The sequence below is a fragment of the Actinomadura sp. 9N407 genome, assembly GCF_044326315.1.
In the GTDB taxonomy this organism is placed as follows: Bacteria; Actinomycetota; Actinomycetes; order Streptosporangiales; family Streptosporangiaceae; genus Spirillospora.
Map to the genome: position 1 here is coordinate 352,952 of NZ_JBIRAW010000003.1, position 26,301 is coordinate 379,252.

At 72.1% G+C, this 26,301-nt stretch carries 25 protein-coding genes; 5 read left to right on the forward strand and 20 right to left on the reverse strand.

Annotated features, from left to right (window positions below):
- Nucleotides 1-14 precede the first annotated feature (14 nt).
- Nucleotides 15-614, reverse strand: a complete 600-nt coding sequence (locus ACH34Q_RS07110; protein ID WP_395981952.1) for a TetR/AcrR family transcriptional regulator — start codon at nt 612-614, stop codon at nt 15-17.
- Nucleotides 615-686: 72 nt separating this feature from the next.
- Here ACH34Q_RS07110 and ACH34Q_RS07115 point away from each other — a divergent pair, with 72 nt between their 5' ends.
- Nucleotides 687-2,582 carry a cellulase family glycosylhydrolase gene (locus ACH34Q_RS07115; RefSeq protein ID WP_395981953.1) on the forward strand — a complete coding sequence of 632 codons (1,896 nt, stop codon included), beginning with the start codon at nt 687-689 and terminating at the stop codon, nt 2,580-2,582.
- 38 nt (nt 2,583-2,620) lie between these two features.
- On the opposite strand, the gene ACH34Q_RS07120 is transcribed toward ACH34Q_RS07115, so the two are convergent.
- From ACH34Q_RS07120 to ACH34Q_RS07135, 4 genes are all read right to left on the reverse strand, one after another.
- Nucleotides 2,621-3,550 carry a M56 family metallopeptidase gene (locus ACH34Q_RS07120; RefSeq protein WP_395981954.1) on the reverse strand — a complete coding sequence of 310 codons (930 nt, stop codon included), beginning with the start codon at nt 3,548-3,550 and terminating at the stop codon, nt 2,621-2,623.
- A gap of 4 nt (nt 3,551-3,554) precedes the next feature.
- Nucleotides 3,555-3,935 carry a BlaI/MecI/CopY family transcriptional regulator gene (locus ACH34Q_RS07125; RefSeq protein ID WP_395981955.1) on the reverse strand — a complete coding sequence of 127 codons (381 nt, stop codon included), beginning with the start codon at nt 3,933-3,935 and terminating at the stop codon, nt 3,555-3,557.
- A 144-nt stretch (nt 3,936-4,079) separates the two neighbouring features.
- On the reverse strand, nt 4,080-4,502 hold the full coding sequence (locus ACH34Q_RS07130) for a DUF4396 domain-containing protein (RefSeq protein WP_395981956.1): 423 nt from the start codon (nt 4,500-4,502) through the stop codon (nt 4,080-4,082).
- Nucleotides 4,503-4,790: 288 nt separating this feature from the next.
- On the reverse strand, nt 4,791-5,399 hold the full coding sequence (locus tag ACH34Q_RS07135; protein ID WP_395981957.1) for a class I SAM-dependent methyltransferase: 609 nt from the start codon (nt 5,397-5,399) through the stop codon (nt 4,791-4,793).
- 154 nt (nt 5,400-5,553) lie between these two features.
- Between ACH34Q_RS07135 and ACH34Q_RS07140 the strand changes: the two genes are divergently transcribed.
- Entirely contained in the window at nt 5,554-6,420 is an 867-nt protein-coding gene (locus ACH34Q_RS07140) for an alpha/beta fold hydrolase (RefSeq protein ID WP_395981958.1), read from the forward strand.
- Between the two features lie 88 nt (nt 6,421-6,508).
- On the opposite strand, the gene ACH34Q_RS07145 is transcribed toward ACH34Q_RS07140, so the two are convergent.
- The 9 genes from ACH34Q_RS07145 to ACH34Q_RS07185 form a co-directional block, all read right to left on the reverse strand.
- On the reverse strand, nt 6,509-7,111 hold the full coding sequence (locus ACH34Q_RS07145; RefSeq protein ID WP_395981959.1) for a hypothetical protein: 603 nt from the start codon (nt 7,109-7,111) through the stop codon (nt 6,509-6,511).
- A gap of 153 nt (nt 7,112-7,264) precedes the next feature.
- Nucleotides 7,265-7,735: an Lrp/AsnC family transcriptional regulator gene (locus tag ACH34Q_RS07150; RefSeq protein ID WP_395981960.1), complete on the reverse strand. Its 471-nt coding sequence runs from the start codon at nt 7,733-7,735 to the stop codon at nt 7,265-7,267.
- Nucleotides 7,736-7,788: 53 nt separating this feature from the next.
- Nucleotides 7,789-9,474, reverse strand: a complete 1,686-nt coding sequence (locus ACH34Q_RS07155; RefSeq protein ID WP_395981961.1) for a CocE/NonD family hydrolase — start codon at nt 9,472-9,474, stop codon at nt 7,789-7,791.
- Nucleotides 9,475-9,508: 34 nt separating this feature from the next.
- Nucleotides 9,509-10,360 (reverse strand): ABC transporter ATP-binding protein, encoded by an 852-nt coding sequence (locus tag ACH34Q_RS07160; RefSeq protein ID WP_395981962.1) that lies wholly within the window; start codon nt 10,358-10,360, stop codon nt 9,509-9,511.
- The gene (locus tag ACH34Q_RS07165) at nt 10,357-11,355 is read right to left on the reverse strand and encodes an ABC transporter ATP-binding protein (RefSeq protein ID WP_395981963.1); all 999 of its coding nucleotides are present in this window, start codon (nt 11,353-11,355) and stop codon (nt 10,357-10,359) included. Before ACH34Q_RS07165 ends, ACH34Q_RS07160 begins: the two co-directional genes overlap by 4 nt.
- Nucleotides 11,352-12,221 carry an ABC transporter permease gene (locus tag ACH34Q_RS07170; protein ID WP_395981964.1) on the reverse strand — a complete coding sequence of 290 codons (870 nt, stop codon included), beginning with the start codon at nt 12,219-12,221 and terminating at the stop codon, nt 11,352-11,354. The genes ACH34Q_RS07165 and ACH34Q_RS07170 overlap by 4 nt, the downstream gene beginning before the upstream one ends.
- Nucleotides 12,218-13,177, reverse strand: coding sequence for an ABC transporter permease (locus ACH34Q_RS07175; protein WP_395981965.1), 960 nt, complete (start codon nt 13,175-13,177; stop codon nt 12,218-12,220). Before ACH34Q_RS07175 ends, ACH34Q_RS07170 begins: the two co-directional genes overlap by 4 nt.
- Nucleotides 13,178-13,190: 13 nt before the next feature.
- The gene (locus ACH34Q_RS07180; RefSeq protein ID WP_395981966.1) at nt 13,191-14,807 is read right to left on the reverse strand and encodes an ABC transporter substrate-binding protein; all 1,617 of its coding nucleotides are present in this window, start codon (nt 14,805-14,807) and stop codon (nt 13,191-13,193) included.
- A 174-nt stretch (nt 14,808-14,981) separates the two neighbouring features.
- The gene (locus tag ACH34Q_RS07185) at nt 14,982-16,670 is read right to left on the reverse strand and encodes a CocE/NonD family hydrolase (protein WP_395981967.1); all 1,689 of its coding nucleotides are present in this window, start codon (nt 16,668-16,670) and stop codon (nt 14,982-14,984) included.
- An 89-nt stretch (nt 16,671-16,759) separates the two neighbouring features.
- Here ACH34Q_RS07185 and ACH34Q_RS07190 point away from each other — a divergent pair, with 89 nt between their 5' ends.
- Nucleotides 16,760-17,398 (forward strand): TetR/AcrR family transcriptional regulator, encoded by a 639-nt coding sequence (locus ACH34Q_RS07190; protein ID WP_395981968.1) that lies wholly within the window; start codon nt 16,760-16,762, stop codon nt 17,396-17,398.
- Here the strand turns inward: ACH34Q_RS07190 and ACH34Q_RS07195 are convergent.
- Together ACH34Q_RS07195 and ACH34Q_RS07200 are read right to left on the reverse strand one after the other, a co-directional pair.
- A complete protein-coding gene (locus tag ACH34Q_RS07195) occupies nt 17,392-18,816 on the reverse strand; it encodes an amidase (RefSeq protein ID WP_395981969.1) in 1,425 nt (474 codons plus the stop codon). The genes ACH34Q_RS07190 and ACH34Q_RS07195 overlap by 7 nt on opposite strands.
- Nucleotides 18,803-19,405 (reverse strand): TetR/AcrR family transcriptional regulator, encoded by a 603-nt coding sequence (locus ACH34Q_RS07200; protein WP_395981970.1) that lies wholly within the window; start codon nt 19,403-19,405, stop codon nt 18,803-18,805. Before ACH34Q_RS07200 ends, ACH34Q_RS07195 begins: the two co-directional genes overlap by 14 nt.
- Nucleotides 19,406-19,540: 135 nt before the next feature.
- On the opposite strand from ACH34Q_RS07200, the gene ACH34Q_RS07205 reads away from it, so the two are divergent.
- Nucleotides 19,541-20,995, forward strand: coding sequence for an amidase (locus ACH34Q_RS07205; RefSeq protein ID WP_395981971.1), 1,455 nt, complete (start codon nt 19,541-19,543; stop codon nt 20,993-20,995).
- 3 nt (nt 20,996-20,998) lie between these two features.
- Here the strand turns inward: ACH34Q_RS07205 and ACH34Q_RS07210 are convergent, their stop codons facing one another.
- The 4 genes from ACH34Q_RS07210 to ACH34Q_RS07225 form a co-directional block, all read right to left on the reverse strand.
- A complete protein-coding gene (locus tag ACH34Q_RS07210; protein ID WP_395981972.1) occupies nt 20,999-22,384 on the reverse strand; it encodes an MFS transporter in 1,386 nt (461 codons plus the stop codon).
- Nucleotides 22,385-22,522: 138 nt separating this feature from the next.
- Entirely contained in the window at nt 22,523-23,317 is a 795-nt protein-coding gene (locus ACH34Q_RS07215; RefSeq protein WP_395981973.1) for a helix-turn-helix transcriptional regulator, read from the reverse strand.
- A 58-nt stretch (nt 23,318-23,375) separates the two neighbouring features.
- On the reverse strand, nt 23,376-24,095 hold the full coding sequence (locus ACH34Q_RS07220) for an SDR family oxidoreductase (protein ID WP_395981974.1): 720 nt from the start codon (nt 24,093-24,095) through the stop codon (nt 23,376-23,378).
- Nucleotides 24,096-24,230: 135 nt separating this feature from the next.
- Entirely contained in the window at nt 24,231-24,593 is a 363-nt protein-coding gene (locus tag ACH34Q_RS07225) for a hypothetical protein (protein WP_395981975.1), read from the reverse strand.
- Between the two features lie 205 nt (nt 24,594-24,798).
- Here ACH34Q_RS07225 and ACH34Q_RS07230 point away from each other — a divergent pair, with 205 nt between their 5' ends.
- Nucleotides 24,799-26,079 (forward strand): hypothetical protein, encoded by a 1,281-nt coding sequence (locus ACH34Q_RS07230; RefSeq protein WP_395981976.1) that lies wholly within the window; start codon nt 24,799-24,801, stop codon nt 26,077-26,079.
- Nucleotides 26,080-26,301: the final 222 nt, after the last annotated feature.

The window sequence follows — 26,301 nt, forward strand, 5'->3', positions numbered from 1 at the left end:
GCCGGGCGTGGTGCTCACTCGTCCGCGTCGGTCACGGGCGCGGTGATGAGCGCGGCGAGAGCGGCCGCGAACCGGCCGGAGTCGATGTCGGCGGGAGGGCGGCCGAAGAACTCGCTGGACAGGTGGTAGCCGGTCAGGGCGGAGACCACCACGGCGAGCAGCGCGGCCGGATCGTCGTGGCCGGGCATCGTCGGCAGGTCCCGGCTGAGGTGCTCGGCCTCTTCGGTGATGCCCTGGTCCAGCAGCACGCTGCGGATCTTCCGGGTGAGGTCGGGGAACATGCCGTGCTCGCGGGCCAGCAGGGTGATCAGCGGCCTGATCCGCGCCAGGTAGTCGAGTTGCTGCAGCAGGCGGCGGGTGAGCGCCTCCTGGGGATCGGCGGTGACGGGCCCGCGTTCGAACGCCTGCCGGTGCCGCTGGGCGCGCTCCAGCTCCCGCTCGAAGACGGTGCGGAAGACGTCCTCCTTGGACCGGAAATGCCGGTAGAAGCTGCCGCTGCCGGGCGAGAGCCCGGCCAGTTCCTCGATGTCGGTGACCGTGGTGCCGCCGAAGCCGCGCTGCTGGATCAGCTGCAGCGCCGCGTCGAGGACGCGCTCGCGAGTGGTGGATGGCACGAACGCAAGATAACTCTTGCGCATGCAAGAAGGTTCTTGCATAGTGAAGGCCCCCTCGTGAAAGGCCCCGCCATGGCAGCGATCCGCGCCTCCCTCATGTCGGCCCGTTCGGGCAGAATCGCGTCGGCCGTGCTCCTGGCCCTGATCGGCCTGCCTGCCGTGAGCACGGCCTCGGCACAGGCGGACCCGCAGGGCACCATCGTGGTCTCGCCCAAGCAGCAGAACTGGGTGCTCCGGGACGGAGAAGGCCGCGAGGTGACCCTGCGCGGCTTCAACGTCTCGGGAAGCACCAAGCTCTACGAGAACGACCTCCTGCCGTTCCGTACGACCGCGGACGCCGCCAGGTCCGCGCAGGCGATGCGGGATCTGACCGGTGCCAACGCGATCCGCTTCCTGATCAGCTGGGAGGGGGTCCAGCCGGCCCCCGACCGGATCGACTACGCCTATCTCGACCGGGCCGTGGCGCAGATCAGGGCGTTCACCGACCGCGGATTCCGCGTCCTGATCGACTACCACCAGGATCTGTACTCCTCCCACCTGTTCAATTCCGGCAGCTGGTACACCGGGGACGGCGCTCCCAAGTGGGTGATCCAGGCGGGGGGTTATCCGAAGGAGTCCTGCGGCATCTGCCTGCTGTGGGGGATGAACATGCAGACCAATGCCGCCGTACGGCAGGCCGCCTACGACTTCTGGCGCAACCGGGTGCTGACCACGCCGGCCGGGCCGATCGGCGTCCAGGACGCCTTCCTGTCGCAGGCCAAGGCGACCATGGCCTACCTCAAGCAGAAACTTCCCGCGCAGGCCTTCGACAGCATCGCCGGATTCGATCCGTTCAACGAGCCCTACGACGGCGGCCTGGACGGCAAGACCGGCCTGGACTGGGAGAAGGCGCACCTGATGCCCTTCTACCAGCGCTTCCGTACCGCCATGGACGAGGCGGGCTGGAACGCCAAGCCCGCCTTCGTCGAGCCGCTGGTCTTCTGGAACACCGGGTTCTTCGAGGAGGGCGGCATGACGTCGGTGGGGCGGCTGGGCACCCGGATGGTGTTCAACAGCCACTACTACGACGGCGCCCGGATGACGATCGACCCCTCCCCCGCCTCCGACGGGACCTACGCCGCGCCCATGAACGAGATCCGGCAGCGGGCCACGCAATTGGGGACCGCGCCGTTCATCTCCGAGTTCGGCAACAAGCTCTCCGGGAACGGCAGCGACCGCACCCCGTGGATGACCCGGGCGATGTACCAGGCGATGGACTCCGGCGTCCCCGGCAGGAATTGGTGGGACGGGCCGGCCGCCGGTGGCTCGGTCCTGTCGGCCATCCAATGGCAATGGGACATCTACAGCGGGCGGCACCACGAGTTGATGAACGGCAATCCCAACAAGGTGCAGACCGACGGTGACGGGTGGAACGACGAGGACCATTCGGTGGTGGCCGCCGACGACGCGGGCAACGTCGCGCTCCGGCTGGACCGGCGCGTCCTGGACCGGCTCTACCCCTCGGCGGTGAACGGCGACACCCTGGCCTTCGCCTTCGAGGACCTGGCCCGTTCCGGATACGGCGGCGCCGGCCGGCAGCAGGCATGGCTGACCGTCCCGTCCTCGCTGCCCCGCCTGGCGGCCCTGGTGAAGGACCGCCAGTACGGCATGCTCGTATGGAAGGGATCGGCCACGGGCGCGCCCACCGATCTGCATCTCCCGCAGTCCTTCGCCCCGTCGAGCACCACGGTCGTCAGCACCCTCGGCACGCTCAACGGCGTCCCTGCCGCCGGTCCCGTCAAGGCCACGCTGGAGCCGGGCGCGTCATCGGCGCACCGCCTGCAACTCACTCCGGCCGCGCAAGCTCCGCGGGTGCACTTCGCCCTTGTCGTCAACACCGCGGCCGGCACGCCGGTGACCGCCGAACAGCTCGCCGCGGCCAACGCCGAACTCACCGCCTGGATGGCTCGGAAGTTCCCCGCGAACTGATGACCGGCGGCCGGAGCCGCCGAGCCCCGGGCCGGGGATCAGCAGGGGCCGGCCAGTCGCACCAGAGCTGTTGCGGCGGCGGTCAGCGGCAGGGCCGCCGCGCTGGCGGAGAGGACCCAGGCGATGGGACGTCCACCGCGCCGTGGCCGGGCCCGCTCCTCCAGCCGGGCCAGCCGCCGCGACAGCGTGCCGTGGTCCTGGCCTGAGGCGGCGAGCGCGCCGGCGAGGCCCGGGGTGGTCGCGATCTGCCGCAGGGCCTCGGCCAGCGTCCGCCGTCCGCTGGAGCGGGCCGCCGCGTCGTCGGCGGCCATCTCCAGCAGTGGCGGGATCCTCGTCTTGGCGAGCCGTACGGTCGGCAGCCACGGCAAGAGCGCGTGGACGACGTCGATCAGGATCAGCAGGGCGTGGTGACGCTGGCGCAGGTGCGCCCGCTCGTGCTCGAGAACGGCTTCCAGCTGCCGCGCGGAAAGCCGTTCTCGGGCACCGGTGCTCACCACGATCGGCCGCCACCGCGAGGGCAGGCAGTAGGCGACCGGAACCGGATGATCGAGCAGGAGGACGTCATCGTGCTCGGCGTCCTCGCGCGCGACGATCTGCAGCATGTCGCGGTGGCCGCGCCGGTGCCGCAGGGCCCGGCGCAGGCGCGGAACGCCGCGCACCAGCCGCGCGCAGCAGAGCCAGATCAGGGGCAGGCTCGCCACCCCGGCCAGCAGGGTCATCGCCGTCCGATGGTGGGGCAGGCAGCCGTGCAGCCATTCCAGGAGCCCGTGACCGGGGGTGGGCGGCCACAGCAGCCCGATCGAGACGGCGCCCGCGACGGCCGCGACCGTTCCGGTCAGCGCGCCCAGCCAGCAGGCCAGGGCGGTGCCGGGATGGGCTCCGGACGGCCACAGCCGATCGAGCGCGAATCCGGCCGCGCCGCCCAGCAGCACCACGGCCGAGACCAGCACGATCAGGAGGACGAGCATCCCGTCAGGACCCCGACTCGCCGGACGCCCGGCGGCGCAGCGCTTCGAACAGCTTCCGGGCGTCCTCGGGGGCCACGCCTTCGGCGAAACGCGCCAGGACCGCACCGTGATCGGGCGTCTCGGTCAGGGTGTCGAGCATGAGGTCGGCCACGTACTCCTCGCGGGCCCGCGTGGGGCCGTAACGGAAGGCGTGGCCGTCGGGGGTCTTGGTGAGCATGCCCTTGCGGGCGAGCCGTTCCGCCACGGTCTGGACGGTGTTGTAGGCCAGCGGTTTCTCCGCGCCCTCGTTCAGCCGTACCAGCAGTTCACGGACGCGCAGCGGCCCGGACGCCGCCCACAGCGCCTGCATGATGGCGCGTTCGAGCGAGCCGGCCAGTCCACCCACGTGATCACCCCTGTCCCCCGCACATTCTGCCCAACGGCCAGGTGCGATGGGTAACGCGCTCGACCCGCGACCCGCCGGGGCGGCGGCCGGGGCGGCGGCCGGCACGGCCGCCGCCCCGGACAAGACGGCTCAGGACCATGCCGCTCAGTGGTGGTACTGGTGCACCACCGCGTGCCCGAGGCCGCGGCCGATCATCCAGCGGTTGATCGGCGTCGTCAGCAGGAACGCCACCAGGAACGCGAAGGCCAGCGCGCCCCAGAAGAGCGGGCTGGCCAGGCCCGTGTGCATCGCGCCGGGGACGAGCAGCATGACGCCGTTGTCCAGGATCTCCATGATGGCGATCGACACCGTGTCGGCCGCCAGGGCGACCTTGAACGCCGCGCGCAGCGACAGCCCCGCCTTGAGCACGCCGCGCATGGTCAGGGCGTACCCGAAGATGAACGCCAGCACGACGGCCAGGGCGATCGTGGCGAGGTTCGACCAGCCCAGCGCCGTGCCGATCACCATGCCCAGCACCTCGCCGATCGCGCAGCCGGTCAGGCAGTGCAGGGTCGCCTGCGCGGCCATCCCCCAGCTGACCTTCCCTCCAGGCGCATGCCCTCCCCCATGCCCGGCATGCTCGTGCCCCGCGTGCTCTTGCTCTTGATGGCCCGCGTGCTCGTGCTGTCCCGTGTGCTCTTGATGGCCGGCAGCGTGCGCCGTGCCTCCTTCGGACGTTCCAGGAAGTCGCTGGTCATGCGCGCTCATAGGGTGCTCTCCAAAGTGGGATGATCTACCTCAGTGTCACCTACGCACTGTAGGAGATCGCACCGGGACATGCGAAGCCCGATCACCACCGCGGCGATGAGGCACGGATCAGCGCACGGCGGACAGGACGGTGAGGGCGGTCAGTTCGTGCCGCGTGACCCTGGTGAAGAGGTCGCCGAGTCCGTTCTCGATCTGGGCGATCACGCTCTCGGGCAAGGCGAGGCGGCGGGCGATCCGGGACGGGCGCGTCCCGCCGTGCCAGGCGATGACCGTCCTGCCGCCGGGACGCGTCACCCGGTGCACCTCGCGCAGCCCGGCGTGCAGGTCCGGCCAGATCGCGACGTTGTTCACCGAGACCACGCGGTCGAACTCCGCGTCGGGGAACCCCGTCCGGTCGGCGGTGCCGAGCCGTAGATCGACCCGGCCCGCCGCGATCGCGGCGCCATGCGGACGCGCGGCCTGCGCGAGCATCTCGGGTGAAGGGTCGACACCGCAGATGGACGTCGCGTGCGTCCACTGAAGCAGCCGGATCAGCCCACCCGGTCCGTAGCCGACTTCCAGGATCCGTTCCCCGTCCTGGATGTCGAGCAGTTGGAGCAGGTCCTGGTGCCGGTTCAGGCGGAGCATCAGGCGGCCGGCGAGCCGTCCCGCGAGACCGGTAGGCGTGGCGAACGGCGACCGCGTCGGCTTGCCGGTGGTCCAGGGTGTGGTGCTCATGGGGACAGCTTTCCGCTTCAGCCCGATTTGAACCGCCCGTGGCTCAATGCCGGCAGGGCCTTCGTCAGGGAACGGCCGGGGCTGCGCAGCACCTGGTCATTTCGTTCACGTCCGGGTTCGATGAGTTTCCGGCGCGGAACGGGTCGGTACGGTCATGACCACGCAGATGCTGGAGACCCCTGAGGCCGACCTCGCCTACGACGTCCACGGCCCGCCGCCCACCGCCGGCGGGCGCCCGCCGCTCGTCATGATCGGCCAGCCCATGGCCGCCGCCGGGTTCCGCGCGCTGGCGTCGCACTTCCCCGAGCGCACGGTGATCACCTACGATCCGCGCGGCCTCGGCCGCAGCGTGCGCAAGGACGGCCGGGCCGACCAGACGCCCGAGACCCAGGCCGGCGACGTGCACGCCCTCATCGAGGCGCTCGGCGCGGGCCCGGTCGAGATGTTCGCCAGCAGCGGCGGTGCGGTGACCGCGCTCGCCCTGGTGACGGCGTACCCCAAGGACGTGACCACCCTGGTGGCCCACGAGCCGCCGCTCATTCCGGTGCTGCCCGACGCCGAGGCCGCCGAGCGCGCCCGGGCCGGCATCACGCAGGCGTACGAGGCCGGCGGCTGGGGTGCCGGCATGGCCGCCTTCATCGCGATGACGTCATGGCAGGGCGAGTTCACCGATGACTACTTCGCCCAGCCCGCGCCGGATTCCGCCGCGTTCGGGATGCCGGCCGAGGACGACGGCTCCCGCGACGACCCGCTGCTCTCCGACCGGGCCTGGGCGATCAGCGGCTACCGGCCGGACGCGGGCGCCCTCATCGCGGCGCCGACGCGGGTGGTGATCGCGGTGGGCGAGGAATCCATCGACACCATCACCGGACGCACCTCGGTGGCGGCGGCCGGACTGCTCGGCCAGGAGGCGACGGTGTTCCCCAGCCACCACGGCGGCTTCCTCGATGGCGAGTTCGGCTACGCCGGGCAGCCCGAGGCCTTCGCGCGCAAGCTCCGCGAAGTCCTCGACACCGGCTGACGGCCGTCCGTCCCATCTCACGGCGTCGAGGCTCTCCGGGGTGCCGGCGGGCACCCCGGAGCCGTACCACCGGTCGGCCCGGCGCCCTTCATCGCCGGGCACCTCCCGAGCGGGCGCGGCGCAGCCGGCCCCAGGGCTTGGCGACGGCGAGCACGGTCGCGAAGGTCAGCATGGTCAGCGACACCGCGGGCGGGAAGAAGAGGGACGAGATGGCCTCCGGCTCGGCCGCCCCGGCGGGCAGTTCCCGGCCGTACGCGCCGACCTCGTCCATCCCCGGCTGGAGGGCGAACACGATGAGGAAGCACAGGACGAGGTTGAGGGCGAGCTTGACCGCGACCCACCAGTAGCGCAGCAGGCCCCACTTCGTGCCGAGGCCCAGGACGAGCCCGGTGACCAGGGAGGCGAGCGCGGAGACCAGCATGGGCCACACGACGAAGGTCGCCAGCGACTCGTAGGCCAGCCCGCGCACCGCGTCGGTCGAACCGAAGCGGCCGGTGACGACCAGGACGGCCACGATGACGTCGATCCCGATCCAGGCCCCGGCGGAGACGATGTGGGTGACGAGCACCGTCTTGCGCCATCCCCGGCTCAGCTTGAACAGGGGTTCCGTCCGGTGTGCCTTGACCGGCAGGGCGGCTCCGTCGCCGGACGGGCCGGCACTCCCCGCCAGGCCCTTCTCATGTGGCACCATCTCGCGTCCTTCCCGTGCTCGGGCCGGACCACTCCTTGTGGTCTCCCGGCGGCCCGAGCGTGGAACGACCGTCCCGCGACTACATGCCGGGTGTCGTCCGCCACACGGCGACACCGCCCGTACGCCCTGCGGGGTACGGCACCGCGGCCGTCGTCAGCGCGCCCGCCACCGGTAGCTCTCCTTGCACAGTTCGAGATAGACGATCGCCTCCGCGCTGGTGACCCCCGGAACAGATCTGATCCGGTTCGCCAGCACCTCGACCAGGTGCGCGTCGTCGTCGCACACCACCTCGCAGAGGATGTCGTAGGTACCGGCGCAGAGCACGACGTAGATCGTCTCGGACATCGCGGTCAGGGCGTCCGCGACGGGCCGCAGCGGGCCCGAGACCTTCAGGCCGACCATCGCCTGCCGGTGCGCGCCGACCCGCATCGGGTCGGTGACGGCGACGATCTGCATCACGCCCGCCTCGGTCATGCGCTGCACCCGCTGGCGGACGGCCGCCTCCGACAGCCCGACCACCTTGGCGATGGCTCCGTAGGAGCGGCGCCCGTCCTCCTGCAACTGCTCGATGATCTGCCACGAAATGTCGTCGAGGTCTGGTCCGGCCACGCTCTTCCTGCTCATGACCGCATCATCCCAGGGGCGGTCGTCCGCGCGTCCGGTCTCCGTGGTGCCCGTCATGAGGTGTCGCCGTCCCGCTCGGGCGCCCGCCGGAGGTGCTCGGGGTGCCACCGGCCGATGCGCAGGCACGAGGATCGGGGCCCGCCCACGGTGATCTCCCTGGTGGCCGGCTCACCGGACGGGCTCGTCCACGGGTCGGCACCATCGGCGCCTTCAGCGACGAAGTACGGGAAGTCGCTGCTCATGATGTCGAGGGCCAGGCGGTGCCCGGCGCGCAGCCGGTACGCGACGCTCTGCAGGTCCACGACGGCCTCCTCCCCGGCCAGTGGCACGTCCAGCCGCACCTGGCCGCCGGCGATGAGGAACGCACGGCCGTCGGGCGCCAGGTCCAGTAGCCGCGCGTGGACGTGCGCGCCTGCGGGTGCCTTGAGCCGCAGCAGCAGCGTCGCCGCCCCGACGAGGTCGAGGTCCGCGCCGGCGGCGGGGCCGGTGCAGCGGAGCACGTCCGGGCGCTGCCCGGCGGAGGCGAGATCCGGCCAGTCGAAAAGTACGGCGAAGGGGTTCGGCCCTGCCGAGGGGACCAGGTCGGACGGGTCGTGCACCCATCGCAGGACGCTCGTCTCCGGTACGGCCTCGGCCGTCAGGCTGGGGAACGGGTCCGCGGACAGGTGGTACTCAAGGCCGGACGCTTCGCGGGGTGGCCAGGCATCGCTCTGGCTCCATTCGCCGTGGCAGACCTCGTACCGGACACGGGGCAGCGCCGCCAGGTCGCCGGAACGGCCGAGAACGGCATCGAAGAACTCGACCGCCGGGTCGAGGTATCCGGGCAGCATCCGTTCCAGGGCGTCAGCGTCATCGGCGTGGTCGTCGTGCGGGGCGATGGGCGCGTCACCGAGCCGGTAGTTCTCGTGGTCGATGGCTTCCAGGCGGAGATGGAGACGGGACGCCCAGCCCGGGTCGCGGGACAGGGCGCGGACGTCATGCCAGGACCAGACGGCGCAGTTGTCGAACCATCCGATCGTGTAGAGGGCCGGAACGGGAGGGCTCGCGAGCAGCGCCTTCAATGGGGGCGGGACGAACCGGGACTCGCCCTCGAACTCGCCGTCGAAATTGGCGGATCGCCTTCCCAGCCGGTCGAAGAACCGCTCGAACGTGTCCCGCAGTGGGCGGCGGTTCCAGTCGGGCTCCCATTCGTACCGGTCCGCGTCCACGTAGTGGGAGGCGTAGTAGAACTTGCGGCTCGTCTGCTCGACGTCCCGCGTTCCGTCGCCGTACTCCAGCACCGTCGACAGCTGGGAGCCGGTGACGCGCGGCGAGATCGCCTTGAGTGCGGGATGGCCGCTGATCGCCGCGGCGATGGCCGTGTAGCCGTAGTAGGAGTCACCCCACATGACGACGTCGCCGTCGCACCACGGTTGCTCGGTGACCCACTGGATCGTGTCGTATCCGTCGTCGGCCTCGTGCAGGGCGAACTCGGTGGCACCCTCCGAACGGAACTTGCCCCGGACGTCCTGGACGACGACGTTGTATCCCCTGGCCAGGAAGTAGCGGCCGATCTCGGGCATGAAGCAGTAGGCGCCGTTCTTGTCGTACGGGAGGCGGACCAGCACGGCCGGTCCCGTACGCGGCGGGCCGTCGAGGTAGACGTCGGCGGCCAGCCGGACACCGTCCCGCATGGGGATCATGACCTGTTCGGCGTCCTCGGGCACGGCGGCGGGACCGACCCGCTTGATGTTCGGCACGTGGTGTCTCCGTGATGTCAGGGGGCGGGGCGGATCAGGACCGGTCGAGCGCGCGCCGGTCCCGGGCGACCCGTTCGAGATCCCAGCCGGGCGCGGGGATCGAGTCGAGCAGCAGGCGGGTGTAGGGATGCTGGGGGCTGCGCAGGATCCGCTCGGTCTCGCCGCGCTCGACGATGCGGCCCTGCCGCATCACGACGGCCGTGTCGGTGATGTGGCGGACGACCGCGAGGTCGTGGCTGACGAAGACGTAGGAGATGCCGGTGCTCCCGCGCAGCTCGTCCAGCAGGACGAGGATCTGGGCCTGGATGGAGACGTCGAGCGCGGCGACGGCCTCGTCCAGGACCAGGACGCGCGGCTCGATGCCGAGCGCGCGGGCGATCGCGGCCCGCTGCCGCTGGCCGCCCGACAGCTCGCGCGGCCGCGACCGGCCCGCACGGGCGCTGAGCCCGACCTGGTCCAGCAGCTCGCCGACCCGGGCCTGGCGCTCCCTGGCCGGGCCCGGCCGGTGCAGCCGCAGGGGTTCGGCGATGGACTCGGCGATGGTCAGCAGGGGGTCGAAGGAGCCGTACGGATCCTGGAAGATCATCTGGAGCCGGCGGGCCTGGCTCCGACGCGCGCGCCGCGAGCGCCCCCGTACCGGCTCGCCGGCGAGCGTGACGGTCCCGGACGTCGGTTCCTCGAGCCCGGCCAGCATGCGGCCCGTGGTCGTCTTGCCCGATCCCGACTCCCCGACGATGCCGAGCGAGGCACCGGGCATCAACTCGAAGCTCACGTCGTCGACCGCCGTGACGTTCCCGAACCTCTTCACCAGGGATGTCACGCGCAGCACCGGTTCGGTCCCGGCGCCGCCCGTCGCGGTGTCACCTGTCGTGGCCTGGTCGGTCATGGCGTCACCTGTACGGGGCGAAGGCACGCGACGAGCGACGCGCCGTGCGTGCGGGGGGCGGGTACGCCGGTGGCGCAGTCGTCGTCGGCCAGCGGGCAGCGGTCACGGAACGAGCAGCCCGACGGCGCTTCGGTGAGCGCCCTGGGACGCCCCTCGATGGCCTTGATCGCGACCTTGTCGCCGTGCACGGACGGGCTGGCCTCCAGCAACGCCTTCGTGTACGGGTGCGCCGGCGCGGTGAACAGCGCCGATCCGGCGGCCTCCTCCACGATGCGTCCGGCGTACATGACGTAGACGCGGTCGCAGATCGCGGACGCGAGGTCGAGATCGTGCGTCACGAACAGGATTCCGGTGCCGTGGGCCTGCTGCGCGTTCTTCAGCAGCCCGATCACCTCGGCCTGGGTGGTGACGTCGAGAGCGGTGGTGGGCTCGTCGGCCAGCAGCAGATCCGGCTCCGCGGACAGCGCCCCGGCGATCACGACCCGCTGCAGCATGCCCCCGGAGAACTCGTGCGGGAAGCGCCGCATCGCCCCCTCGGGATCGCGGATGCCGACCTGGCCGAGCAGCTCCAGCGCCCGTCCGGCGGCGGCGCGCGCGGGCACGCCGCGAGCGCGCAGCCCTTCGGTGAGGTAGTCGCCGATGCGGCGCACCGGGTTGAGCGACGCGCTCGGATCCTGGAAGATCATCGATGCCCGGGTACGGCGCAGGTCGCGCAGCTCGCCGCGGCCGGCCGTGAGGACGTCGACGTCCGAGACCCTGACCTCGCCGGTGGCGTGCCCGCCCTTGGGCAGCATGCCCAGCGCGGCGCGGGCCGTCAGCGACTTGCCCGAGCCGGATTCCCCGACCAGGCCGACGGTCTCCCCGCGCCCGACGCGGACGGTGACGTCGGCGAGCAGGGGGACCGCCCGGTCCCCCGTACCGACGGACAGGCTCAGCCGCGCGATGCCCAGGGCGTTCCCCGGCGCCGTGGCCTCTTTCTTCACCAGCACCTTCACGCCTTCACACTTCCCTTGCGGCCGATGGACCCGCCGATGTGCTCGCCCAGCAGGTTGACGCTCACGACGGTCAGGAGGATCGCGATGCCGGGGATCAGCCCGCTCCACGGCGCTCCCGCGAGGATGGCGCTCTGCGACTGGCTGAGCATCGACCCCCAGTCCGCGTCCGGAGGCCGTACCCCGAGTCCCAGGTAGGACAGGGCCGCCAGGTCCATCAGCGCGTGGGCGAAGGTGAGCGCGCTCTGCGCGATGAGGGCGGGCAGGATGTTGGGCAGCAGGTGGCGGACCGTCACCCACACCTCGCCGAACCCCATGACGCGGTAGCCGTCCATGTACGGGCGCACGCCCTCCTGCAACGCCATGCTGCGGACGAGGCGCCCGACGAACGGTGTGTAGCTGACGGCGAGGGCGCAGATGGGTCCGGTGAGTCCGGGCCCGACCACCGCCACGACGAGCATCGCCAGCAGCAGGCTGGGGAAGGCGAAGACGATGTCCATGCCGCGCGAGAGCACCGCGTCGGCCCAGCCGCCGGCGCGGGCGGCGAGCAGCCCGATCGCGGTTCCGAGCACTCCCGACAGCAGCACCACGCCGAGAGGGGCGAGCAGCGAGAGCCGCGCGCCGTGCATGAGCCGCGACAGGACGTCCCGTCCGGCCGAGTCGGTACCGAGCAGGTGCCCCTCCGAGCCGGGGGGCGCCAGCGAGTTCAGCAGGCTCGTGGCGTCCGGGGAATGCGGGGCCAGCAGCGGGGCCAGGACGGCCGCGGTGATGACGGCGAGCAGGAACCCGATCGCGAGCAGGAGGCTCAGCGGCCGGTGCCGCCGCCTCCTGGCGTTCCTGGCCCGGAGCGCCGGTACGGTCAGGGTCATCGGCCGAGCCTTCCGATCGTGACCCGGGGGTCGATGAACGGCAGCGCGAGGTCCACCAGCGTGTTGACGGTGACGAACAGCACGACCGCGATGAGGGCGATGCCCTGCACGACGGGGAAGTCCCGCCGCGACACGGAGCGGACGAGCAGGGAGCCCACGCCGTCCAGCCCGAAGGCGGTCTCGACGACGGCGGTGCCCACGAACAGGCTCGCCCCCAGCAGGCCGATCAGCGTGAGCATCGGCCCGAGCGCGTTGCGGACCACGTGCCGGCGGATCACGGCGGCGCCGCCGACGCCCCGGCTGCGCGCCACCTCCACGTGCTCGCGGCGCAGCTCGTCGGCGAACGCCGCGTTGCCGACCCGGGCCAGGACGCCGTAGGCGGCCAGCGCCATCGCGATCGCCGGCAGGGTCAGGTGCCACAGCCGGTCGGCCAGGCCGGTGCCCGCCCCGGTGGTGGGGAACCAGCCGAGGCCGACCGCGAACACCGACATCAGCACGATGGCCGCCACGAACGGAGGCGTCGCGGTGGTGAGGGCCGCCGAGACGGCCGCGATCCGGTCGGCCCGTCCGCCCTTGACCGCCGAGATCAGCGCCACGGCGGTCCCGGCCACGATCGTCAGGAACGCCGAGTACAGGATCAGCGGGCCCGACACACCGAGCCGGTTCCCGATGAGCGAGGTGACGCCGGTCTGGTAGTTCAGCGACGTCCCGAGGTCGAGCCGGAGCGCGTCGCCGATCCACGCGAGGTAGCCGCCCACGAACGTGCGGTCGAGCCCGTAGGCGTGGCGCAGCGCCTCGATCTGCTCCGGGTCGAGCCGGCGCCCCGCGGTCACGGCCAGCACCGGGTCGCCGGGGACCAGCCGCAGCGCGCCGTAGATGACGATCGACGCGAGCAGGACGGTCAGCAGCGCGCCGGCGGCGCGGGTGCCGATCCAGATCGCGAGCGTGCGGGTCATCGCCACCGCCGGATCACTTGCCGCCGAGGGTGGTCGCCCACGGCGTGTAGAGGTTGCTCTGCAGCGGGACGAGACCGGTCAGGCCCGGCCCGTAGTAGACACTGACGTGCTGCGTCGCGATCGGGATGTTGGTCAGGCCGGCCGCCATGATGGACTGCGCCTTGATCACCTCGCGGGCGCGGGCGGCGGGATCCTCGGTGGCCATCGCGGTGCTGATCGCGGTGTCGTAGGCCGCATCGTGGTACTTGGCGAAGTTGTAGAAGTGCCCGGTGGTGAAGTACTGGTAGTACTCGATCGGCTCGGGGAAGTCGAGGTAGCCGCTCGCCAGGAACAGGTCCACGCCCTTGCGGGCCTCGGGCGAGGCGAACATCGCGCCGTACTGCTCGCCGGTGAGCGGCTTCAGCTCCACCTTCATCCCGATCCGGTTGGCGGTGTCGGCGACCGCGGTGGCGATCTTGGTCTCCTCCTCGATGGCCGTCGTGTAGGCCAGCACGATCTTCTGCTTGGCCTTGGCGGACCCGGCCACGAGCTTCTTGGCCTTCTCGAGGTCCTGGACCGGCTCGGGCAGCTTGTCGTAGGCCTGCTGGTAGACGTCCGCGCCGTACCCCCACGCCGCCGGCGGGACCAGGGCCCGCAGCGGCCGCGCCGAGCCCTGGTAGGCCGAGTCGATGATCCCCTTGTACGGGATCAGTGCCTGGACGGCCTGCCGGGTGGCGAGGTCGGACAGCGCGCCCTGCTGGTTCAGCACCGAAAGGAACGTGGTGGACAGGCTCTTCCCGTACAGCAGGTTGCCCTTGCCGGTGAGCTGGTTCCTGGCACCCTGCGGGACGAGGAACTGGCCGTCCACGTCACCGCCGGCCATCGCCGCCGTCTGCGCGGCCGGGTCGGTGGTGAACGTGAAGCGCAGGTTCTTCACCTTGGGCTTGACCGAGGTGTTCCACCACGAGTCGTTGCGCGTCAGGGCGATGTTCTGTCCCTGGGACCAGCCGCCGAACTTGTAGGGGCCGCTGCACATCACGCCGCCCCGGGCCGTCCCGAAGCCCCGGCCGGCCTTCTCCGCGAAGTCCTTCTGCACGACGACGAAGGCGGGCGTGGCGAAGAAGTTGGGGACCAGGACGTCCGGCTTCTTCAGCTTGATGGTGACCTCATGGTCGCCGGTGACCTCGATGCCGGCCATGTGCTGGGCCCAGCCGGCCCACGGCGAGGCCACCTTGGGGTCGAGGATCCGCCGGACGCTGTAGACGACGTCCTCGGGGGTGACCGGCTTGCCGTCCCAGAACGTGACGCCCTCGCGCAGCTTGATCACGTAGGTGCGCGGGTCGGGGTGGTCGAGGGAGGTGGCCAGCGCGGGCAGGCGCCGGTGGTCCGGGCCGAAGGTGAACAGGCTCTCGCACATGTTGGCGACGATCGAGCTGACGGACTCGACGGAGGACTGGGCGGGGTCCAGCGTGGTCGGCTCGCCGGTGGCGAGGTTCCAGGTGACGGTGTCGACGGCCTTGGCCGGGGCCGGGACGGACGTGGTGAGGACCGGGGCGTTCTTCGAGGCCGGGCCCGCGCCGTTCGTGCAGGCGACGAGCGTGCAGGAACCGGCGAGGACCGCGGTGAGCGCGGTCAGACGCGGACGTGTCATGGATGGACCCTTCGGGACTGAAGCGGCCGGAATGGGGGGTGCGGTGATCGGACCGGCGCCGTGCCGCGGCTGGACCGGCCTGATGTCCAGGTGGTGTCGCCCAGCGTCGTCGGTCCGGATTTGATTGTCAATGCTGCAAAACAAAAAGAGGAACGGGAGGAACGGGGGCGGCCATCAGCCCGCACCGGGAAGGGCGCGGAGCACCAGCCGGCAGGCCATGTCCGGGCTCGTCCGCAGCGTCTGGCGGCTGCCGCGGCGGTGCTCGGCGGTCCACGGGTTCTCCCGCGTGCCCGGGTTGGGGGCGAACTCGGGGTAGTCGCTGCCGGCGACGTGCAGCCGGAGCCGATGGCCGGGCCGCACGCGATAGCCCGTGTGGGTCATCTCGATGCGCGCCGGTTCCGCCGCGCCGGGCTCGGTCAGCACGCCCTGGCCCCGGCTGATCATGTGGCAGGCGCCGCCGGGCGCGACGTCGTAGAGCTTGGCGTAGACGTCGGCCGTGGGGGCCGTCGAGTCCACCCGCAGGTGGAGGTCGATGGGACCGGCGAGGTCCAGTCCGTCCCCGAACGCGGCCGTGTCGAACCTCAGCACGTCGGGCCGGTCCCCCGCGTCCCGCTCGTCCGGATAGGCGCGCAGGAACTCGAAGGAGTTCTCCGCCGCCGACGGCACCAGGTCGCCGGGGTCGTGGTCCCAGCTCACCGACTCCTCGCGGGCCGGCGGATCGGGCGCGAGCCGTCCCGTCCCCGCCCCCTCGGCGGCGGTGAGGCCGGCCAGGTACAGGGTGTACGGAGCCGATTCCTCGGGCGGCCAGCATCCGGCCCGCCGCCATCCCGCGTGGCCGAGATGCCACCGCACGCGCGGGACGGTCTCGGCCGGGGCGGTCTCGGCGAGGAAGGCGTCGAAGAAGTCGATGGCCGGATCGAGGTAGCGGTCGAGCATCCGGCCCAGCGCGGCATCGTCGCTCTCGTGGTCGTCCTCCTCCTGGATCGGGACGAGCGAGAGGTGGTAGTTCTCGTGGTCGATCGAGTCCGCGTACAGGTACTGCATCGGCGCGTGCCCCGGCCGGCTCGTGAGCTCCAGGTAGTCGCGCATCGAATGCAGCAGCACGTTGTCGTGCCAGCCGACGACGTGCAGGGTCGGAACGGGCCGGGCGTCGAACGGGTGCCCGTCGGGGAAGACCGTGACCGGCTTCGCCTCGGGGATCGACCGGTCGTACCAGGAGGACCGCCGTCCCCGCCTCCGGAAGGCTTCCTCGAAGACCTCCGTCAGCGGGGTGCGGGTCCAGTCGAGCTCCGGCTCGTGCAGCCAGGGCCCGTTCCAGCACTCGGCGATGTACGCGGCGAAGCCGGACCAGGGCGGGTCCAGCACCGAGCCGTGCGCCACCGGCGTGAACGACGCCATGTCGACGGCGGTCACCCGGGGGACGATGGCGCGGAGCGCGGGATGGGAGGTGCTGACGGCGGCCCACTGGGTGAAGCCGTAGTAGGAGTCGCCGAACATGCCGACGCGGCCGCCGGACCATTCCTGGCGGACGATCCACTCGATGGTGTCGTAGCCGTCCCACGCCTCGCCGACCAGGCCCAGCGCCTCCCCCTCGGACCGGAACTTGCCGCGCACGTCCTGGACGACGAGGGCGTAGCCGCGCGCCACGAGCCGGCGGCCGACCTCCTCCATGAAGACGTACCGGCTGTTCTTGTCATAGGGCAGGCGGACCAGTACGGCGGGCAGGGCGGCCGCGTCTTGCGGCTTGCCGGTGTCCTGGGGTTTGTAGACGTCCGTCGCGAGCCTGACGCCGTCGCGCATGGGCACCATGTGCGAGTCGGCCCAGCCGGGGACGGGTTGCGGTGTCGCCGATGCCATCGACATCCTCGAACTCCTCCTGAAAGGATCACGGTGCTAGGCTGAAGCGTTGTTGTTTGTCATATCCGCATAACAATTTGTGATGAGGGAGCCCGGTGGGAAGGCCCAGCGTCGCCGCGGAGCGGCGGCAGCAGATCCTGAAGGCCGCCGCCCGGTCAGTCGCCAGGCACGGGCTGGCCGGCAGCACGCAGGAGCGCATCGCCGCCACGGCCGGCATGAGCCGCTCGCACGTCCGGCACTACGTGGGCAATCGCGACCAGCTCATCGACGCTCTGTGGGATCACGTCATCACGCCCTATCTCGCCTCGCTGGAGGCCGCCATCGCGGGCCGCGACCCGGCCGCGCGGCTGCACGCGCTGGTGGACTACCTCTTCGGGCCCCAGATGGCGCGCAACGACGACGACGCCGTCATCGAGGCGTTCATCACCGGGGCGATGCACGACGTGCGGCTCCGCGGCCGGGTGTACGACAGCTACAGCCGGCTGGAACGCGAGATCGCCGCGACGATCCGCGCCGCGATCCCCGGCTGCGACTCGGCGACGAGCCTGCGGCACGCCTATGCCCTCGTCTGCATGGCCTTCGGCAGCTCCACGCTGGCGTCGCTGCCGTTCCCCGCGAGCCGCCACGCGGGTGCGAAGAACCTGGCCGCTCACATGCTCGCGACGCTCGAGGCGGAGACCGCCGGACGGGCGGCGCGGTCCGGCGATGGGGCGAGGGCTCCGGTGGCTCATTGACGTTCCCCGCTCGCGTGCACCGGTGGCCTGCGCGACGACCACGGCATGCGTTCCTCGAGCGCTGCCGCCACCTGGAGCAGGAGGTCCTCGCGCCCCTCGGCGGCCACGAGCTGGACCCCGATCGGCAGGCCCGTTGAGCCCTGCCCCAAGGGCAGGCTGATGGCGGGCTGCCCGCCGAGGTTGAACACCTCCGTGAACGGCCCGTACTCGAAGATCGTCCGCAACCAGGACCGGGCGGTCCGGCCCGGCCGGTCGTAGTCCAGCGTCCCGTGCGGGGCGGGCTGCTGGGCCAGCGTCGGTGTGACGAGCAGATCGACCCCGTCGAAGTAGGCGCGCATCCCCTCCGTGACCGCGTCCGCCGCCTGGAATCCGCGGGCGACCTGGTACCCGTTCAGCCGGCGCGCCTCGTCCAGGATCGCCAGGGTCACCTGCTCGAGACGGTCGCCGCCGATCTTCTCGTGCTCGTCGAACACGCCCGCGATGCCCAGGACGGTGAGCACGGTGTAGGCGTCCAGGACCGCCTCGGCGTCCACGGCGGGCGGCGGCGCGCCGACGTCATGGCCCAACTCGTCCAGGGTCCGCGCGACCTGCTCGGTGACGGCCGCGACCTCCGCGTCCACGGGCGCGTCCGTCCACGGCCGGGTGGTGACCGCGACACGGAGGCGCGGAGCGGAGAGAGACAGGAGGTCCCGGTACGGGACGGGGCCCGGCGGCACGCGGTGCTTGTCGTGACGGCCCGCGCCCTGCACCGCGTCCAGGGTGTGCGCGACGTCCCGGAGGGTCCGGGCCAGCACGAAATCGATCGCGAGCCCGAACATGGCCTCCGACGCGCCCGGCCCGACGGGGGTCCGGCCGCGGGTCGGCTTGAGCCCGACGATCCCGCAGGACGCCGCGGGGATCCGGATCGATCCGGCGCCGTCGTTGCCGTGCGCGATCGGGACCGCGCCGGCGGCCACCAATGCGGCCGCCCCTCCGCTGGAGCCTCCGACACCTCGGGACGGATCCCAGGGATTCCTGGTCGGGCCGTACCGTACCGACTCGGTGGCGAAGCTGATCGCCATCTCCGGCACGGTCGTCACGCCGATCGAGGCGAAGCCGGCCGCCCGGAAGCGCTCGTTGATCTCGGCGTCGCATTCGGCGACCGCGTCGGCGAAGTAGCGCGAGCCCACCGAGAACCGCACGCCCGCCGCGACGGGGTGGCTGTCCTTGAGCAGGAACGGCACCCCGGCGAACGGTCCGTGCCCGTCATGCTCCAGCGGCTCGCCGAACAGCGGCTGCGACAGCGCGTTCAGCCTCGGCTCGACCCGTTCGACGGCCTCGCGCGCCAGGCCGGCCAGCTCGGCCGCGTCCACGGCGCCCGCCTTGACGAGTCCGGCCAGGGCCACGGCGTCATGGGAGGTGTACTCACTCAGATCCATCCCCGGCTCCTGTCTTCGGTACGGAGGCCAGCAGGCCCATGAGCCGATCGACGAGCGGGACCATGTGCTCGCCGGTCCAGTGCTCGGGGTCCTCCAGGCTGCACACGTAGAAGCCGCGCAGCACGAGGAAGAGCACCTCGGCGGTGAACGCGGCGTCGGCCGCCCCCGCCTCCCGCGCGCCGCCGACCATCTCCACGCGGTTCTTGCGGGCGTCCTCGCGGAGGGCCTGAAGCGCCGCCGAATTCGGATCGCCCCGCCCCAGGATCTCCAGGAAGAGTTTGCGCAGGACCAGGTCGTTCCCAGTGGTCGAGCATGCCCACCGGACGGCGACGGCCAGCCGCTCCTCCTCGCGGGTCGCCGCGACGACGTGATCGATCTCGGTGTCCCACGCCCGGGTCGCGTGCTCTATCGCGTTGACGAGCAGGGCCTCCCGGGTGGGCAGGTAGTTGGTGACCAGCGTCGTGGAGCCGCCGATCCGCTTGGCCACGGCCCGGATGGTCACCCCGTCGAGACCCTCCTCCGCCACGATCTCCAGCGTGGCGTCGGCGATGGTCCGGAGGCGCTGGGCAACATCGATTTCGACCGGCATGGCGGCATGCTAACCACGGCGACCCGGAATATACAACAGCGTTGTACATCAACGTTGCATCACGTACGCTCCTCCGCATCGCCGAGGTGAGCGCCCTGGCGGGCCGGTGCGCCCTCATGACGTCTAGGAGCAGGCATGGAACTTTGGCAGCTGTCCGCGACCGAGCTCGCGGCCGGAATCCGGACCCGGGAGTTCTCGGCGACCGAGGTGGCGGAGTCCTGCCTGCGCAGGGTCGAGGACGTCAACCCGAGGCTGAACGCCCTGGTCGACGTCCGTCCCGAGGAGACCCTGGCGGACGCGCGCCGGGCCGACGCGGCGGTGGCCTCCGGCGAGCCCCTCGGCCCGCTGCACGGCGTCCCGGTCTCCACCAAGATCAACACTCCGCAGCGCGGGCAGGCGCTCACCCAGGGCGTGTCGGCCATGGCCGGTGTGACGGCCACCCACGACGACGCGAGCGTCGCCGCCCTCCGCGGCGCCGGCGCGGTCTTCCTCGGCCGCAGCAACGCCCCCGCCTTCTCGGTGCGGTGGTTCTCCACGAACGCCCCGCACGGGCGGACGCTCAACCCGTGGAGCGACGCCCACACCCCCGGCGGCTCCAGCGGCGGCGCCGCCGGTTCCCTCGCCGCCGGCATGACGCCGCTGGCGCAGGGCAACGACATCGGCGGGTCGATCCGCTACCCGGCCGCCTGCTGCGGCGTGGTCGGCATCCGCCCCACGGTCGGCCTCATCTCCAACTGGATGGCCCCCGAGGACATGGGCCCCGAGGCCGCCCCCCTCACGTTCCAGGCCTGGGCCGTTCAGGGGCCGCTCGCCAGGAACGTCGCCGACGCGCGCACGGCCCTGCACGCGATGGCGGGCACCGACCTGCGCGACCCGTTCGGCATCCCCGTCCTGCCCGAGGCCGCGCCGCAGGCGGGACCGATCCGCGTCGGCCTCGTCCGCGACGTGGGCATCGTCAAGTCGCACCCGGCGGTCGACCAGGCGCTGGACGACGCGGCCCGGTGGCTGGACGACGCCGGCTACGAGGTCGAGGAGCTGGAACTGCCGCTGCTCGCCGAGGCCGCCCGGCTGTGGTCCCTGCTGCTGTTCGAGGACATGCGTCCCATGCTGCCCGGCATGCTGGAGCTGGGCGACGACGCGCTGGGCACCCACCTGAAGTACGCCTACGAGTTCGCGGCCGCACTCTGGGGCGACAAGCCCGACATCACGGCCTACATCCAGGGCTGGGCCCGCCGCGCGACGCTGATCACCCGGCTGCAGGAGCTGCTCGGCACGGACATGCTCCTGCTGACCCCGGTCTCGGCCGAACCGCCCTTCGAGCAGGACGCCGACATCGCCGGCCCCGAGCGCGGGCTGAGCGTGGTCGCGGCGCAGTGGCCGATGACGTCACTGCCGGTCCTGGGCTTCCCCGGCGTCTCCGTACCGGCGGGCACGGCGGACGGGCTCCCGATCGGCGTCCAGCTCATCGGCGGCCGGTTCACCGAGGACCTCGTCCTCGACGCCGCCCAGGCGATCGAGGACCGAGCGCCCCGCGGTTCCCCGGCCGCGGCGCTCGCAGGGCAGAGCCGGGACGTCCGCCCTGCGAGGTAGCCGTCAATCCCGTCCCGGGGTCAGGACCGCGGCCACGAGTGCCGCGGCGACCGCGGCGGCGGAGGCGAGGACGAAGCCGTCGGTGAACCCGGCGAGCGTGTCGCCGACCAGGCTGGCCGCCGCGACGCTGGAGATGACGGCGGCTCCGATGGAGGCACCGAACTCGTGGAACGTGCTGACGATGCCGGAGGCGATGCCGGATTCATGGGGGGCCACCTGGCCGAGGGCGGTCGCCGACGCGACGACGAAGATCGCGCCGGTTCCGGCACCGGCGATCGCCGTGCCGATCGCGACGGTCGCCGGGTGCATCGACAGGGCGGGCAGCGCCAGGCCGATCGCGGCGACGAGCAGCCCGGCCACGGCGAGCCGGCGCGCCCCCGCCGCGGCGAGCGCCCGGCCGGTCAGGTCGGCCCCGAGCATGGTCGCCACCGCGATCGGGAGGAACAGCAGACCGGTCCGCAGGGCGCCGTACTCCCGCGCGTGCTGGAAGTAGAACGTGCCGAGGAAGAACACCGCGATCATCAGGGCGGTGGCCATCAGGATGAGGAACGTGCCGGTGGCCACCGGGCGCCTGGCCAGCAGCGCGAGGTCCATCATGGGTGACCTGGCGGTCCGCTGCCGTACCACGAACGCCAGGTAGCCGATCGCGGCCAGCAGGACCGGTACCCCTGTCGCGGCGCTCAGCCACCCGCCGTCGCCGGCCCGGATGAGCGCGTAGATCAGGCTCGCGGACGACGCGGTGACCAGCAGCGCGCCCAGGACGTCGAGCCCGGGACGGGGCGTGGCCACGCTCTGCCGCGGCAGCATCCGGGCGAGCGCCGCGATGATCACCAGCCCGATCGGCACGTTCACGTAGAAGATCCAGGGCCAGCCCGGGCCGGCGGTGAGCAGCCCGCCCAGGAGCACGCCGAGGGCGGCGCCGCCGCCGCCGAGCGCGGACCAGACGCCGAGCGCCTTGTTCCGCTCGTCCCCCTCGAACAGGTGGACCACGAGCGACAGGGCCGCCGGGGACAGCAGGGCCGCGCCCAGCCCCTGCGCGACACGGCCGCCCAGGAGCATGCCGGCCGAGCCGGCGAATCCGGTCGCCGCCGATGCCGCCGTGAAGACCAGCAGGCCGGCCAGGACCACGCGCTTGGCCCCGATCAGGTCGGCGATCCTGCCTCCCAGCAGCATCAGCCCGCCGAACGTGAGGGTGTACGCGCTGACCGTCCAGGTCACGGCCTCGCGGCTCAGGTGGAGGTCGGTCTCCATGTGCGGCAGCGCGACGGCCACGACGGTGACGTCGAGGATCAGCATCAGCTGCGCCACGCCGAGAAAGCCGAGGATCCGCCATCGCGCGGGGTGGAACGGGCCGCTCCGCGCGGCCGGGACGTCGCTGTCGTGTGTCATCGGATGCCTCCCGTAACTCGTACTTCTACGTACGAGTAGAAGCCGGGAGCGTAACACGTATATTCCCGTACGAGTTAGATCCGATGGACATGCCTGCCGCCTGTGGTTTCCGGGGCGCCGCGGACAGGGCCCGGCACGTCAGCCCACCGGCCTGCCGTTGTATTGAAGGAACGCGCGCAACTGCAGCGGCGTGAGGCCGCTCATCTCCCGGACGTCCCGGGTGAGGTGCGGCTGATCCGCGTACCCGCACCTGTCCGCCAGGTCGAGCGTCGCCGACGGCCTGCCCAGCAGAAGCGCGACGCGCTGGAAACGGGCGATCCGCGCGATCGTCTTGGGCGGCAGGCCGATCTCCCGCTGGAAACCGGCCTCCAGGCGGCGCCTGCCGATGCCCAACTCATCGGCCAGCGCGTCGATTCTGAGCCGGCCGCCCGTTTCCTGCAGCCGCCACCACGCGCGGGTCACCGCACGGTCCGGCTCTGGGACCGGGCGGGGCCGCAGCATCGCCGTGAGTTCCTGGTCCAGGGCGGCGAATCGGGCGGCCCAGTCCGGTCCCTCGGCCAGCCGGTCCGCCAGCCGCCGCGCGCGGCGGCCGAGCAACGCGTCCAGCGGGATCTCCGCGCCGGCCAGCTCGCGCGCCGGGACGCCGAGGAGCGCGGGCGCCCCCGCCGTGGTCAGCCCGATCGCGATCCCGTACCGCCAGCCGGTCCCGGCCACGTCCGAGGTACCGCGCGGCCCGGTGACCAGGCCCGGCCCGGCGAAATCGATGATCAGCGTGGTCAGGCTCAGCGGCAGGACCCGGCGGCGCGGCGGCTCGGCCGTTCCCGCGCGAAAGCCCCCGTAGCCCGCGACGTACGGGAGCAGCGACGGCCCCGGCGCTCCGGTGACCGTCTCGCAGGGCATCGCCTCGACCCGTACCGAAATGGAATGGAGCACGACTCCATCATCGCGCCGATCCGGCACACGTCCCCGATACCCGGCTCGATACCGGCCCTCAGAGGAGGAGGCCGCCAGTGGCGCGGATGTTCTGGCCGGTGATCCAGCCGGCGTCGGGGCCGGCGAGGAAGGCCACGACGTCGGCGATGTCGGCCGGCCGGCCGAGCCGCCGCAGGGCGGTGAAGGCCGCGGTCTGCTCCAGGGCCCCGGGCGGGTTCGTGGCACGGAGCAGGTCCGTGTCGGTCGCGCCCGGTGACACGGTGTTGACCGTGATGCCGCGTTCGCCGTACTCGCGCGCCGCGACGGCGGTGAACTGCTCGAGCGCCGCCTTGCTCGCGGAGTACAGCGCGAGACCGGGAGCGGGCAGCGCGGTGTTGAGCGTCGAGATGTTGACGATGCGGCCGCCGTCCCGCAGGATTCTCGCCGCGCGCCGCATCACCAGCAGCGGGACCTTCGCGTTGACCGTCATCACCCGGTCGAACTCCTGCGGGGTGATCGCGGCGATCAGCGCGGGAGAATTGACGGCCGCGTTGTTGACAAGGATGTCCAGGCTGTCGCCGACCGGCTCGAAGAGCGCCTCGACGCACTCGGGATCCTCGTGGTCCGCGCGGACCGCGACGGCCCCGTCCAGTTCCCGGACCAGTTCTTCGGCCGCCGTCCTGCTCTCCTTGAAGCCGAACACGACCCGGGCACCCTCGCGGGCGAGGCGCCCTACGATCGCCCGGCCGATCCCGCGCGTGCCGCCCGTCACGAGCGCCGTCTTCCCCGTAAGCGTCATGGCCCGGTACGTTAGCCCGCCGGTCTCCCGTTGTATTGAAGGAATGCGCGCGACCGAGTCGCCTTCCGCCCGCGAGTTCAGGCGGCCGATTGCCTCGGTGGCCGTGAACTCGCGGGCGCAGGCGGAACGGTCAGATCATCGGGTGGCCCGCTCGCGGGAGCGGTAGGCCACGACCGTGGCCGTGATGCCCGCGATGAGGGCGGTGGTGGCGCCGATGCCCCGGACCGATGCCCCGGCGATCTCGCCGATCGCGTCGGCGTCGACGGCACTGCCCACGAAACCGGGTATCTCCGCCAGCGCGGCGAGGACGCCCAGGACGAGCGTCCAGCGCCACCGGCTCACCACGATCAGGACGGCTGCCAGCCCCAGGATGACCAGGCCCGGCGGCACGGGCGGCATCTCCACGCCGCCGGCCTTCTGGACCAGAAGGCCGGCGGCGCCGGTGACCAGGCCGATCACCGTGATCAGGGTGGGCCGGTTGAGAGAGGTCGTGCGCATGACTGCACTCCTTACTCCGAGGGGATCGAGCGATACCGGAGACGATCCGGTGCAGGTCCGGCCCGCGTCGTCACCCACCGGAAGGCTCCTTCGCTACTCCACGGGTGGTAGCGGGCCCCGTACCGGAAGGCCTGCTGACCGCGGGCCAGGACGGGCGCGGGCCGGGCGTTTGCGGGCCGTCGGAGGATGGACGAAGATCCTGGCCATGACGAACGATCATGACCGGCTGCGGGCCCTGTTCCCGTCGTGGCACGCGCGGCCGGACCCGGCGGCCGTCGAGCGGGGGCTCGTCGGGATTCCGGCCGCCGCGATCGCGGACCTCGTCCTCGACGGGGACGAGCCGTTCTGGCGGCGGGACGCCTGCGGAGAGGCGCTGATCGGGCGCGTCCCCGATGAGCGGGCCCTGGAACTGGTGGCCCATGCCTGCGACGACGAGATCAGCCACGTGCTCGGGAACGCCCTGGTCACCGCGTTGAACGTGCCCGGGCGGCCCTATCGCGACGCCCTACGGGAACGGGCGGTGGAACGGGGCAATTACGACATCGCGGAGAAGCTCGGTCCGCGGACGCTGGTGGACGAGGCCGCAACCGGTGACGCGACGGCGCTGAGACTGCTCGCCGTGCTGGCCTCGGCGCCATGGAGGCACCTGCGTGAGGCGGGACGGAAGGCACTCGACGAGCTGATCGAGCGGCGCGGCCTCCCGGCGTTCCTCGACATGCTCGGGGCCGCCTCGCCGACCGAACTCGCGCTCTCGGGGGCCTACCCGGCGGAACGGCTTCTCGGCCTTCGGTTTCTGCGGGACGCGGGCGGCGACATCGCCCCCTGCCTGGGCGACGACGCCGCCATCGTGTGCCGGGCGGCGTACGACCTGCTGCTCGCCGGGTACGGCGGCGACGGGACTCTGCTGGCCATGGTGGAGGAGGAACGGCCCGGGCATCTGTGGGCGCTGCCGATCCTGCGGGAGCGGGGCCACGACGTCCGCCCGCTGTGGGAGCGGCTCGGCTCGCCCCGCGTCGAGGTGCCCGGCGTCCCGCCGGACGTGCGGGAGGCGATCGTCCGGCGGTTCGCGCCGGGGCAGGCCGGCACCGACCCGCGCTGGCTGATCGAGGCCGCGCTCCTCGCCCCGTCGCCCCCGCCCGAGGAAGAGCACGCGATCAGGGTGGAACGGCTCCGCGCCGCCTGTACGGCCCTCGTCGAAGCCGGCCTGAACCCGCAGGACCCGGTACCCGTGGGCAAGGCGTCCGGATCGGGGCACGGCACGTACGACATCGTCGCCACCGACGCGGGCAAGGTCTGGGTGAGCACGCTCGGCCCCTTCTTCGGACACCCGGGCGACGCCCGGATCGTGACGGCCCTCCAGGGCGCGGGTTTCCGGTACGTCGACGCCGAGCTGCGCGAGGTCATGTTCACCGGACTGGCCGTCTACTTCTTCGGCTCCCGCGACCCGCTGAAGGTCGGCGACCTGGTGTTCTACTGGCAGGACTGAGCCCAAGGAGGCTTCATCGAGCCAGTCGGGCAAGCGAGCGGCTCAGTTCGCCGGCGACCCGCCAGGCCCTGTTCTGCTGTGCGGCCGCCAACTCGGAGGGCTTCGCCCTGTCCTGGTCGACGGTGGCCGCTGAGACCAGGACCGTGACGTTCCTGACACGGACCCAGACGCCCGAATCTCGCCTGGCCGGAATGTCGGCGACGCCGGCGCTGAAGCCGTGGC